We start from the raw sequence: 12319 nt of genomic DNA, 5'->3' as shown, positions 1-12319 counted from the left end.
TGTCAGGATGAACCAGTGCACGAGATTAATCCGCTGGCTTGGTCGGCAAATCTGCGACTTCAATCTCGCCCGCCGTCCCGATCGAACGATCGACCAGGCCCGAACGCATCATCCACCAGAAAATGAGGATGCCGGGAACCGCCAGCGCCGTCGTCAGCAGGTAAAAATCGACATAGCCGAATTGTTCGATCAGCTTTCCGGCACTGGTTCCCGTCAGAAACCGTCCCAGGATGCTCGCCGCTGCGGAGAACAGCGCAAAATGGGTCGCGGTGAAGCGCAGGTCGGCTAGCGCCGAAAGATACGCAACGACACAGACGCCGCCGATGCCGCTTGCGAAATTCTCGAACCCGATTGCGCCCGCCATGCCCCAATTGCTGTGTCCCGCGGCGGCAAGGCCGGCAAAGCTGAAATTGGAAATCGCCATAAGGATGAGACTGAGCAGCACCGACCGCTTCATGCCGAGCCGGGCATAGATGATGCCGCCGACGAACACGCCGGCAAGCAGCGCCCAGAACCCCAGCCCGACATCATAGAAGGCGATCTCGTCGTTGGTGTAGCCCAGGTCTTCGAACAACAGCCGGAAGGTCAGGTTGGCGAGCGTGTCGCCGATCTTGTGCAACAGCAAGAAGAACAGGATCAAGATCGCCCCCTCGCGCGCGAAAAACTCGGCGAGCGGTCCGATCGCGCCCTTGTCGGGCGCCTGGCCTTCGCGCGACTTGGTCGGCAGCGTGACCAGCGCCGCGATAATGATCGCGCCCAAAGCCAGGACGGCGCTTAACAACGTCGAGCCAACATAAGCCGCGATCGTGCCCCAATCCGTCGCCAGAACGGCGACCAGCGCCAGCGCAGGAAGCGCGATGATCCAGTTCACCAGCCCGCTCCACCCGATATCGCGCGAGCGGCGGGCGGAAAGGTCGAACAGCGGGAACAGATAGCCGACGAGCACCATCAGCGTAAGAATGTCGACATCGAGCCATTGATCGATCTGCCTCGCGACGAGGAAGGCAATCGGGAAGCTGAAGATGAAGACCGCGTAATAAGCGCGCGACAGATAGGCAGGCCAATGGCGCTCGATCTTGCGTTCGGGTTCGCCCATGACCAGCCCCGTGACGATCGCCGGCAGGACCAGCGCCGCGCACACCATATAGGCGACGCCCCACCCGGCGCGTTCCGCCACAACCAGGGCCAGCGCGCCCGCGACCGCGGCACCGATGCGCCAGCCATATTGCGACATCCCCGATCCCGTACCCAATTGCTCGGGCGAGAGCAGTTCGATCCGATAGGCGTCGATGACGATGTCATAGGTCGCCCCGGCCAGTCCGACCGCAATCGCGGCCAGCGCCACGACCGCGAGCGACGCCTTGGGGTCGAGATTGCCCAGCACCGATACCGCCATGAACACCAGCGCGCCGACAAGGATCAGCCACGATCGCCGCTGCCCGATGCTGCCGAGAATGGGGATGCGGAATCGGTCGATCGCCGGGGCCCACGCCCATTTCAGATTATAGGCGAGAAAGGTCAGCGCGAAGGCGGTGACCGAGGATTTTTCGATCCCGTCCTGCGCGAGGCGGGTCGTCAGCGTGGCGCCGATCATCGCGAACGGAAAACCCGACGATATGCCGAGGAACAGCGCCGCGAGTGGCGCGGGTTCCAGATAGGGCCGCAGGCTGTCGCGCCACCCTTGCGGTGCCGGCATCGCCTCATCTGTCGACATGATATTCCCCCTTAGCAGCGTACGGATCGGCCATTGCCCATGTCACAAACGGCCTAACGCGTTGGGGATAAATTGGAAGCGGCTAATTGGCCGCCCGCCGCTTGCGACCGGTCGGCCCGCCGCATCTCACGCTGCGGCGGGCCGCCAGAAAGTCGTCAGCCCGCTGACCTTGCGCGGCGCCTGGTTCTTGCACGTCATCGACTCGACCGCCTTCAGCGCTGAAACCAGCGCCGAAGCGCTGTGCGGCTTGCTGAGGCAGGCGATGGCGATTTCTTCGGCATCGGCGGGGCATTGTCCCGTCACCAGCAGCACAGCGATACCGCGGTCGCGCGCCAGCCGCGCGACTTCGCGCCCCGTCATATGCCCCGCAAGGCCCAGGTCCAGAACGACCGCATCGATCGGTTCGGCGGCCATGATCGCCACCGCGGCCTCGCCCGAATCGACCGTTGCGACGATGTCGTACCCGCCAAGTTTCAGCGTGTGCTCATTGTCGAACGCGGTCAGCGGATCATCCTCGATGATCAGCAACCGCTTGATACAGGACGGGCGGTGGGCGAACAGCATGATGACTCCCTTAGGGTTCGTGTGCCATGACTCGCTCCGCGCCGTCCTGCAAGATTGCTTCTGCTTGCCATCGACGAAGCGAGTCTTTTCCGGCTATGAGCGTGGTCACAACGCAACACCATTTTCCTTGAAAACGACAAGAAAGCTTCATCCGTTCCGATGACGACCCGCCGTCCACCCCGCTCGACGCCTCGCCCCACCGCAGACCGCGACGCTCCCAAAGGCCGCCGTGACGCGCGCGGTGCCGCGACCGCGCTCAAGACCAAACCCGCCGAGGCCGAACGCGAGGACGGGCCGCAGCGCATCGCCAAGCTACTCGCGCGCGCCGGCGTCGGCTCGCGGCGCGATGTCGAACGCATGGTCGAGGAGGGGCGCATCGCGCTGAACGGCCAGGTCATCGTCCATCCCGCGCCGCTGCTCACCTCGCTCGAAGGATTGACCGTCGACGGCAATCCTGTCGCCAAACCCGTCTCGACGCGCCTCTACCGCTTCAACAAGCCCGCGGGCTGCATCACCGCGGCGCGCGATCCCAAGGGCCGCAAGACGATCTATGACCTGCTGCCCAAGGACCTGCCGCGCCTGATGCCCGTCGGCCGCCTCGACTATAATACCGAAGGGCTTCTGCTCCTCACCAACGATGGCGAGTTCAAACGCCAGCTCGAACTGCCGGCGAGCGGGGTCGAGCGCACCTACCGCGCGCGCGCCTTCGGCGACATCAGCCAGGCGCAGCTCGAGGAGCTGGCGATGGGGATCGAGATCGACGGCGTCCGCTACGGCAAGATCGACGCCAATCTCGAACGCCGCACCGGCCGCAACCAGTGGGTCGAAATGACGCTGACCGAAGGCAAGAACCGCGAAGTCCGCAAGGTGCTCGAACATTTCGGGCTCCAGGTCAGCCGGCTGATCCGCACGCGTTACGGCGCGTTCGAACTCGGCGGCATGCCGCTCGGGTCGGTCGATGTCGTGCCGCGCGACGAACTGTTCAAATTCCGGCGGCACCTCGGCTGATGCGCGTCATCGCTGGTGAATGGCGTGGCCGCAAGCTGCTCGCGCCCAAGAACGACACGACCCGCCCGACCGCCGACCGGACGCGCGAAACGCTCTTCTCGATGCTGACGAGCCGTGTCGGCAGTTTCGAGGGGCTTGTCGTCGCCGACCTTTTCGCGGGGTCGGGCGCGCTCGGGATCGAGGCGCTGTCGCGCGGCGCCGAACAATGCCTGTTCGCCGAGCAGGATCGCGACGCGCTAGATGTGTTGCGCAAGAATCTGAGCGCGTTGGAAGCGACCGTACGCGCCGATATCCGCGCCGGCTCGGTGATGAGCCTCGGCCCCGCCAAGCGCACCTATGATCTGCTGATGATCGATGCGCCTTACGACACCGGCGCGGGCAGCGTCGCGCTCGACAAGCTCAATCGCCTCGGCTGGATCGGCCCCGACAGCTGGGTGTCGATCGAGACCGCGCACAATGAAACGGTCGATATCGCGGGCTTCGAAATCGATGTCGAGCGCAAGGTGGGCAAGGCGAAGCTGACGCTGCTGCGCCTCGCCTGACCCAACTTCGTCATTCCCGCGAAAGCGGGAACCCAGCGAGCAACCGTTGCGGGCTGGGTTCCCGCTTTCGCGGGAATGACGAAGTTTTAGTTTGCATGAACGCTTTCGCGCCGCACCATCAGCAAGCCGATCCAGCTCACGATCCCCGCCACCGCCAGATACAGCCCGACCATCGCGGTCCCTCCGCGTTCGGCCAAGGCCTGCGCAACGATCGGCGCCATCGCGCCGCCCATTATACCACCCGCGTTGAACGCCACCGACGCCCCCGTATAGCGCACGCGCACCGGGAACAGCCCGGTCAGCCACCCGCCGAGCGGGCCATAGACCAGTCCCATCACGAACAGCGCGGTCGCGAGCCCGAGGAAGATCATCAGCCAGCTTCCCGACGCCAGCGACGGGCCGAACAGGAAGCCGACCAGCACAGTCGCGCCGCATCCCCAGGTCAGCACGCGATGCGCGCTCGACGCATCGCTCCAATAGCCCGCAAAGACGATCCCGAACGCCATGAACAGGATCGCGCCAAGCTGGATCAGCAGAAACTGTTCCTTCGGATAACCGAGCGCGGTCGTCCCATGCGCCAGCGCAAAGCTGGTCGCGAGGTAGAAGATCGCAAAGCAGGCGACGACCGCAAAGGTGCCGGCAAGCGTCGCCACCAGATGGTGCCGGAACAACTCGCCCAGCGGCACCGCGACGGGCGCCTCCTTCTCCAGCGCCTCGGAAAAATCCGGCGTCTCGCCGATCTTCAGCCGCACCCACAGCCCCAGCCCGACAAGCACCGCCGACAGAAGGAACGGAATGCGCCAGCCCCATGCAGCGAAATCGGCGTCGCTGAGCCCAAGCCCCAGCAGCAGGAACAGCCCGTTCGCGGCGATGAAACCCACCGGCGCGCCCAATTGCGGGAACATCCCAAAGCGCGATTTCCACCCAGGCGGTGCATTCTCGACGGCCAGCAACGCCGCCCCGCCCCACTCGCCGCCGAGCCCGAACCCCTGCCCGAAACGCAGGATGCAGAGCAGCAACGGCGCGACCCATCCGACCATCGCATAGGTCGGCAGGAAGGCGATCAGCAGTGTCGAGGCGCCCATCAGCATCAGCGAGGCGACCAGCGTCGATTTGCGCCCGATCCGGTCGCCATAATGGCCGAACACAATCGCCCCGACGGGCCGCGCAAAAAAGGCCAGCCCGAAGGTCATGAAGCTGTACATCAACTGCGCCGAGTCCGAACTCTGGGGAAAGAAGAGCGGCCCAAACACCAGCGCCGCGGCGGTGCCGTAGATATAGAAATCGTAAAATTCGACCGCGGTGCCGACAAGGCTCGCAGTCAGGATGCGCCGATGCGCCCGGTAAGGTGCCAGATCCACGGGCTATGCTCTCCCCCTTTGGTTCGGCGCCGCTTTGGACGCCTTGCCTCGCATGGCGCAAGCCGCAATGCGCGCGCTATTGTCCTTTGGCGGGAAGCCGCGCCCGAAGCCGTTGCAGTTCCTGCCCCGACAAGGGCGCAAGCCGACCGGCCGCCTTGCCTTCGCGCAGCCGTTTGCGATCCTTCTCCGACGGATCGACACGGCGCACGCGGACCAGCGCGTGCCCCTGCGTCTTCATGCCGAGCTCTTCCGCCGCGCCGCGCGACAGGTCGATGACCCGCCCGAGCGCGAACGGCCCGCGATCGTTCACGCGCACGATGATCCGCCGCCCCGTATCGAGCGCGGTGACCTCGACATAGGTCGGTAACGGCAGCGTCGTGTGCGCCGCGGTGATCCAGCCGGGCCGGAACTGTTCGCCATTGGCGGTGCGGTTACCCGACTCGCTGCCGTACCAGCTCGCATAGCCGAGCGCGTCGTAAGCGGGCGCTGCGGCCGGCACATAGGTTGTCCCGCGGATCGTATAGGCCGGGCCGATCCGCACCGGGGTGTCGGCGACCGGACGATAATCGCCGCCGGCGCACGCCGAAAGGGCCACAATCGCCAAAGTCGCGCCAACCATCGCCATCTTGGAAAATTTCTGCATCGCCCGATCCTAGAGGTCGGGATTGGCGAGATAAAGTCCGTTGGCTAGCTGAGGCCGGATCCCGGCCTTCGTCATCCCGGACTCGATCCGGGAGCCACCGCAGCGTTGAAGTCATGGCCCCCGGATCAAGTCCGGGGTGACAAAGTTGGGTGGATATGCAACCGGTCGCGTGCAGACGTTCCATTGGCGAAAATTTAGCCCAGCCGTTACATCGCGCACCCATGACCGATTTTCGCTTTCATCGACCCGGCATCATCGGCGCGGGCCGCGTCGCGCAGGCATTGGCGCTCGCGTTCGCCCCGCATGCGCCCGCTCCGCCGCTCCTGTGGGGCCGGACGCCCGAAAGCACCCGATCGGCTACGACAGCGATCGGCGCGGTTTTCGCGCCGACGATCGATCGCCTGATGGCCGACTGTGACGTCATCACGATCGCGGTCTCCGATGACGCCCTGGCCGCCGTCGTTTCAGACATGGCGGCAATTCTCCCGGCAAGCCATGCGCCCTTTATCTTTCACGTCAGCGGGCGCAGCGGGGCCGCGATCCTTGAACCGCTGCGCGTGGCAGGCGCGCTGACCGCCGCGCTTCATCCCGCCATGACCTTCACGGGCGATCCGCAGGCCGAAGTGCAGCGCATGGCCGGCGCCCGCTTTGCGGTCACAGGCTCGACGACCGAGGCGACCGGGCAAGCGAAACGGATCGTCGCGCTGCTCGGCGGCATTGCGGTCGAAATCGCCGAGGATCGCCGGTCGATCTATCACGCTGCGCTCTGTCATGCGTCCAACCATCTCGTCACGCTCATCGCCGGCGCCGCGAACACACTGCGCGACGCCGGGGTCGACGATCCTTCGGGCCTGCTTGCGCCGCTCGTCCGCGCGGCGCTCGAAAACAGCCTCGATCACGGTTTCGCCGGATTGTCGGGTCCGTTGCTGCGCGGCGACGATTTGACGATTGCCGGCCATCTCGACGCGCTGAGTGCGCACAGCCCGGACCTCCTGCCCGCTTATCGCGCCATGGCGCGCGCGACGCTCGACGAACTGAAACGCGGCGGAACCATGCCGTCGGCCCGCCTCACCGCACTGGACAGCCTGCTCGCTGTTCCCTAATCGTTCGCGCGTGAACGATACCCCCGCCTCGCTGCCCGACCTGACCCGCCCCGACCCGTCGGATCCGCCCTATCTGCAAGGCTTGAACGGGCCGCAGCGCCAGGCGGTGCTGACGACCGAAGGCCCGGTCCTGATGCTCGCGGGCGCGGGAACCGGCAAAACCGCCGCGCTGACCGCACGCCTCGCGCACATCATGGCGACGCGCCGCGCGTGGCCGTCCGAAATCCTTGCTGTGACCTTCACCAACAAGGCGGCGCGCGAAATGCGCGAGCGCATCGGGCGGATGGTCGGCGACGTCGTCGAGGGCATGCCATGGCTCGGCACGTTCCACAGCATCGCGGCAAAAATGCTCCGCCGCCATGCCGAACTCGTCGGACTGCAAAGCAATTTCACCATCCTCGACACCGACGACCAGCTTCGCGTGCTCAAGCAGCTGATCCAGGCCGAAGGGCTCGACGAGAAACGCTGGCCCGCGCGGCAGCTCGCGGGCCTCATCGACAAATGGAAGAACCGCGGACTCGTCCCGGGCGATCTCGACGCCGCCGACAAGGAATCCTACGCCGACGGCAAGGGTCAGCATTTCTACGCGCTCTATCAGGCGCGGCTGAAGACGCTGAACGCTTGCGATTTCGGCGACCTTCTGCTGCACATGCTGGTGATCCTGAAGACCCACCGCGACGTGCTCGAACAATATCAGGAGCGCTTCAAATATATCCTCGTCGACGAATATCAGGATACCAACGCCAGCCAATATCTCTGGCTCCGCCTGCTCGCGCAGCAACGCAAGAACATCTGCTGTGTCGGTGACGACGACCAGTCGATCTATTCGTGGCGCGGCGCCGAGGTCGCGAACATCCTGCGCTTCGAAAAGGATTTCCCCGGCGCGACCGTCATCCGCCTCGAACAAAATTATCGCTCGACGCCGCAGATCCTCGCCGCCGCCTCTGCCCTGATCGCGCAGAATTCGGGCCGCCTCGGCAAGACTTTGTGGACCGATCTCGAACCCGGCGACAAGCTCCGCGTCGTCGGCGTGTGGGATGGGCCCGAGGAAGCGCGGCGGATCGGCGAGGAACTCGAAAGCCTCCAGCGCCAGCGCATCTCGCTCGAACGCGCCGCGATCCTCGTCCGCGCCCAGTTCCAGACGCGCGAATTCGAAGACCGCTTCATCGCGATCGGCATGCCGTACCGCATCGTCGGCGGTTTCCGCTTCTACGAACGCGCCGAAATCCGCGACGCCCTCGCCTATCTTCGCCTCGTCCAGTCGAGCGCCGACGATCTGGCGTTCGAACGGATCATCAACACGCCCAAACGCGGGCTCGGCGACAAGGCGCTCGCGCGCATCCACCAGTTTGCGCGTCACGAGCGCACGCCGCTCCTTCATGCCGCATCGCGCATCACCGAAACCGACGAACTGACGCCGCAGGCGCGCCGCCAGCTCGCAAACTTCATCGCGCAGATGCGTAATTGGCAGGCAAAGGCCAACGAGCTGTCGCATCCCGAACTGACGCAACTGATCCTCGACGAATCGGGTTACACCGCGATGCTCCAGGCCGATCGCAGCATCGAGGCCGCGGGCCGGCTTGAGAATCTTTCCGAACTCGTCCGCGCGATGGAGGAATATGAATCGCTCGAGGCGTTCCTCGAACATGTCAGCCTCGTCATGGACCGCGACAACAACGACACGACCGAGACGGTCACGATCATGACGATCCACGCGGCGAAAGGCCTCGAATTCGATCACGTCTTCCTGGCCGGCTGGGAGGATGGCGTTTTCCCGTCGCAACGCTCGATGGACGAAGGCGGCACGCAAAGCCTCGAGGAGGAACGCCGCCTCGCCTATGTCGCGATCACCCGCGCCCGCCAGCGCGCGAGCATTTATCACGCCGCCAACCGCCGCATCTACGGCCAGTGGGTCAGCAGCATCCCCAGCCGCTTCATCGGCGAAATCCCGCCCGAGCATGTCGACAGCGAGAACAGCTTCGGCGGCGGCGCCAGCCTGTGGCGTGCCAATTGGTCGGCGCAGGGCGATCCCTTTGCCCATGTCGCGGAGCGGAACAGCGCGCGCACGATGACGCGCGGCCCGGCGTGGCAGCGCGCTACGGCGCAATCGTCGACGATCACCCGCGCCCCGGCGCCATCGGAACGCGGCCCAGCGGCCTCGGTCGGTGCCAAGGCGCGAGCCGATCTGGCCATCGGGATGCGCGTCTTCCACGAAAAATTCGGCTATGGCGACATCGCCGACATCGACGGCAACAAGCTCGAAGTCGCGTTCGAGCAGGCGGGCACCAAGAGGGTATTGGACAGCTTCGTCAAGCTCGCCTGATTTTTATTGTCTACTATTTTAGTTATGATATGCCATCCCACGCGGCCGACGAGTCGCGTTTTGGGAGAATCTGCATGCGAAATAAGCTCTTAGCGGGCGCGATGGCGCTCGCCCTAATCGGCTGCTCGGAAAAAGCGGCCGAAGATGCTGCGACAACCGATGCCGCCACCGCCGAAGCCGTTAGTGAAGAAGGCTCTGCCGACGCCGCAGCTGCCCCCCGGATCGGCATCGAAGCCGCGCCCGGCGTTGCCTTCGATTATGCCTATACCTTCCGCCTCGCCGACGACCGCATTTCCAAGATTCAGGAAGAGCACGCCGCCGCCTGCGAAACGCTCGGCATCCAGCGTTGCCGCATCGTCGACGTCCGCTACCAGCTGACCGACGAAAAGCTCGTCGAGGCGCAGACCCAGTTCAAACTCGACCCCGGCATCGCGCGCAAGTTCGGCGCCAATGCGATCGCCAGCGTCGAAAAGGCCGAAGGCGTGCTTGCCGACGCCAGCGTCGCGGGCGAGGATGTCGGAACCGAAATCCTCGCCTCGCAGCAACGCAGCGCAGGTTCCGAAGCCGAAATCGCGCGGCTGGAGGAGCGGCTGAAATCGGGCGGTCTCGACAAGCGCGAACGTGCTGAATTGCTGGCACAGATCAGCCAGCTCCGCGGTGAGGTCGGCAACGAACGTCAGGCCCGCCGCAGCGGCGAAGCGCGTATCGCGTGGACAAGCGTCGCGTTCAACTACGCCAGCGACGGCGGCCTCCCGGGCATCGGCCACGAAAATCCGTTCGCCAGCGCCGGCGAGACGCTGATGCGCAGCGGCAGCACGGCGCTCAGTTTCCTCCTGACGCTCGGCGCGGCGTTGCTCCCGTGGGCGCTTCTCCTCGGGTTGATCGTCGCGTTCTGGCGCAGCCGCTTCATGGTCGCCGTCCGCCGGCAGATACGGGTGGAGGCGCGAGCCAGCGATCCCGGAACGCCGCCAGCAGGCTGACCAGGGCGGCGCGTCGCTTGCAAAGGTTCCTTGCGGCGTTATGGCAAAGCCACAACGCCGCAAGGGACAGGAAGACGATGGCCAATCCGGGAATGGATGCAGACACCTATGACGCCTTTATCGAGCAGCTGCAGCGCTATGTTCGCGAGCGGCTGATCCCCGCGGAAGACCAGCTCGAAGAACTCGGCCGCGTTCCCGACGATATCCTTGCGGAAATGCGCGAGATGGGCCTGTTCGGGGTTACGATGCCCGAGGAATATGGCGGCGCGGGAATGAACGTCAGCCAATATGTCGGCTTCATCCGCGAGATCGCTTACGCCTCGCCCGCCTATCGCTCGATCATCTCGATCAACATCGGCATGGTGTGCAAGTCGCTCGTCGGTTTCGGCACCGAGCAACAGAAAGAATACTGGCTGCCGAAACTCGCAACCGGCGCCATCGCTGCCTTCGGCCTCACCGAACCCGACAGCGGATCGGACAGCGCCGCGATGAAGACCCGCGCGGTGCGCGACGGCAACGGTTATGTGCTCAACGGCACAAAACGCTACATCACCAACGCCCCCTTCGCCGATGTCATCCTCGTCATGGCGCGCACCAATGCCGAGGCGCTCCCCAAGAACGCCCATGTCAGCGCCTTCATGGTCCCGCGCGACGCACTCGGCGTGTCGATCGGCAAGCCCGACGGCAAGATGGGCCAGGCGGGGTCGCAGATCGCCGACGTGATCCTCGAGGATGTGCATGTCGACGGTGACGCTTTGCTCGGCGGCGAGGAAGGCATCGGGTTTCGTGCCGCGATGCAGAGTCTCGACAACGGGCGCCTGTCGGTCGCCGCGGCGAGCGTCGGCTACGCCAAGCGCATGCTCGACGCCGGCCTCAAATATGCGATGGAGCGCAAGGCGTTTGGCGAGCCGATCGCCAATTTCCAGCTGATCCAGGCGATGCTCGCCGACAGCAAGGCCGAAATCTACGCCGCCGAATGTATGCTCGCCGACGCCTGCGCGCGCGCCGACCGCGGTGAAAAGATCCTCGTCGAAGCGGCGGCGACCAAGATGTTCGCCAGCGAAATGTGCGGCCGCGTCGCCGATCGCGTGGTGCAAATCCACGGCGGCGCCGGCTATCTCAAGGAATATCTGGCCGAACGCTTCTATCGCGACTGCCGCATTTACCGCATTTATGAAGGGACGACGCAGATCCAGCAGCTAGTGATCGCGAAGAACATGATTCGCGATTTTGCGGGTTGATGTGTTGAAATGGTCGCTGGTGGAGCCGAGGGGAATCGAACCCCTGACCTCTGCAGTGCGATTGCAGCGCTCTCCCATCTGAGCTACGGCCCCGCGACGGCGGGGTATTAACGACACTGATTGGCGGAGGCAACGGCTTTTCTGACGATCGCCACCGTCGCCGGGGAAATACAGGAATGGGGGATTCCGATGGCCAAGGCATGGCATTTGACCAGTCGTCCGCAGGGGCTGCCGACGATAGAAAATTTCGTTCTACGCGAGATGCCCGAAGGAGCGCTTGAGCCCGACCAGCTCCGTGTCCGCAACCTTTGGCTTTCGGTCGATCCCTATATGCGCGGGCGAATGAACGAAGCCAAGAGCTACGCCGCGAGCTTCCAGATCGATCAGCCGATGACCGGCGGGGCGATCGGCGAGGTCATCGAAAGCAGGATGGAGGGCTTTGCGCCCGGCGACCTGATCCTCCACATGGGCGGTTGGCGCGACGGCGGTGTCATCGGCCTCGACATGATGCCGAACAAGCTGCCCGGCGACCTGCTGGTGGCCGGCCTCACCCCGCAAACCTTCCTGCACAATATGGGCCTGACCGGCGGGACGGCATGGATCGGCCTGCTCCGCGTCGCGGCCGCGAAACCCGGCGATACGATATTCGTCTCGGCGGCCGCGGGCGCCGTCGGCTCAGCTGTCGTGCAAATTGCCAAGGCGCGCGAAATGACCGTGATCGGCTCGGCCGGCGGCGCGGACAAATGCGCGTGGGCGCTCGATCTCGGCGCCGACGCGGCGATCGATTATAAGGCCGGGCCGGTGCTCCCCCAACTCGCCGCCGCGCTCGAACGCCTCGGC

Annotated in this window: 11 protein-coding genes and 1 tRNA gene; 7 read left to right on the top strand and 5 right to left on the bottom strand. The window is 64.9% G+C overall.

What is annotated here, in order from left to right:
• Positions 1-25: 25 nt before the first annotated feature.
• Both VJ811_RS17840 and VJ811_RS17835 read right to left on the bottom strand, forming a co-directional pair.
• Complete coding sequence (locus VJ811_RS17840; protein ID WP_324074882.1) at positions 26-1714, bottom strand: AmpG family muropeptide MFS transporter; 1689 nt, start codon at positions 1712-1714, stop codon at positions 26-28.
• 126 nt (positions 1715-1840) lie between these two features.
• The gene (locus VJ811_RS17835; RefSeq protein WP_324074881.1) at positions 1841-2278 is read right to left on the bottom strand and encodes a response regulator; all 438 of its coding nucleotides are present in this window, start codon (positions 2276-2278) and stop codon (positions 1841-1843) included.
• A gap of 159 nt (positions 2279-2437) precedes the next feature.
• Between VJ811_RS17835 and VJ811_RS17830 the strand changes: the two genes are divergently transcribed.
• Complete coding sequence (locus VJ811_RS17830; RefSeq protein WP_324074880.1) at positions 2438-3286, top strand: pseudouridine synthase; 849 nt, start codon at positions 2438-2440, stop codon at positions 3284-3286.
• Positions 3286-3828, top strand: coding sequence for a 16S rRNA (guanine(966)-N(2))-methyltransferase RsmD (gene rsmD / locus VJ811_RS17825; protein WP_324074879.1), 543 nt, complete (start codon positions 3286-3288; stop codon positions 3826-3828). The genes VJ811_RS17830 and rsmD overlap by 1 nt, the downstream gene beginning before the upstream one ends.
• A gap of 86 nt (positions 3829-3914) precedes the next feature.
• Here rsmD and VJ811_RS17820 read toward each other — a convergent pair whose 3' ends face one another.
• Together VJ811_RS17820 and VJ811_RS17815 are read right to left on the bottom strand one after the other, a co-directional pair.
• Positions 3915-5183 carry an MFS transporter gene (locus VJ811_RS17820; RefSeq protein ID WP_324074883.1) on the bottom strand — a complete coding sequence of 423 codons (1269 nt, stop codon included), beginning with the start codon at positions 5181-5183 and terminating at the stop codon, positions 3915-3917.
• A gap of 82 nt (positions 5184-5265) precedes the next feature.
• Positions 5266-5832, bottom strand: coding sequence for a septal ring lytic transglycosylase RlpA family protein (locus tag VJ811_RS17815; protein WP_324074878.1), 567 nt, complete (start codon positions 5830-5832; stop codon positions 5266-5268).
• A gap of 221 nt (positions 5833-6053) precedes the next feature.
• Between VJ811_RS17815 and VJ811_RS17810 the strand changes: the two genes are divergently transcribed.
• The 4 genes from VJ811_RS17810 to VJ811_RS17795 all read left to right on the top strand — a co-directional run bounded on the left by VJ811_RS17810 (position 6054) and on the right by VJ811_RS17795 (position 11479).
• A complete protein-coding gene (locus VJ811_RS17810; RefSeq protein WP_324074877.1) occupies positions 6054-6935 on the top strand; it encodes a Rossmann-like and DUF2520 domain-containing protein in 882 nt (293 codons plus the stop codon).
• Between the two features lie 10 nt (positions 6936-6945).
• Positions 6946-9258, top strand: coding sequence for an ATP-dependent helicase (locus tag VJ811_RS17805; protein WP_324074876.1), 2313 nt, complete (start codon positions 6946-6948; stop codon positions 9256-9258).
• Positions 9259-9332: 74 nt separating this feature from the next.
• Positions 9333-10238 (top strand): DUF4349 domain-containing protein, encoded by a 906-nt coding sequence (locus VJ811_RS17800; RefSeq protein WP_324074875.1) that lies wholly within the window; start codon positions 9333-9335, stop codon positions 10236-10238.
• Positions 10239-10315: 77 nt separating this feature from the next.
• Positions 10316-11479 (top strand): acyl-CoA dehydrogenase family protein, encoded by a 1164-nt coding sequence (locus VJ811_RS17795; protein ID WP_324074874.1) that lies wholly within the window; start codon positions 10316-10318, stop codon positions 11477-11479.
• Positions 11480-11496: 17 nt separating this feature from the next.
• Here the strand turns inward: VJ811_RS17795 and VJ811_RS17790 are convergent.
• A tRNA-Ala gene (locus VJ811_RS17790) sits at positions 11497-11572 on the bottom strand.
• Positions 11573-11668: 96 nt separating this feature from the next.
• Here VJ811_RS17790 and VJ811_RS17785 point away from each other — a divergent pair.
• Positions 11669-12319: NADP-dependent oxidoreductase (locus tag VJ811_RS17785; protein ID WP_324074872.1), on the top strand; the 651-nt coding region annotated here is incomplete at its 3' end.

This window comes from Sphingopyxis sp., from assembly GCF_035250425.1.
In the GTDB taxonomy this organism is placed as follows: domain Bacteria; phylum Pseudomonadota; class Alphaproteobacteria; order Sphingomonadales; family Sphingomonadaceae; genus Sphingopyxis.
This window is presented reverse-complemented; position numbering and strand designations above follow the sequence as displayed.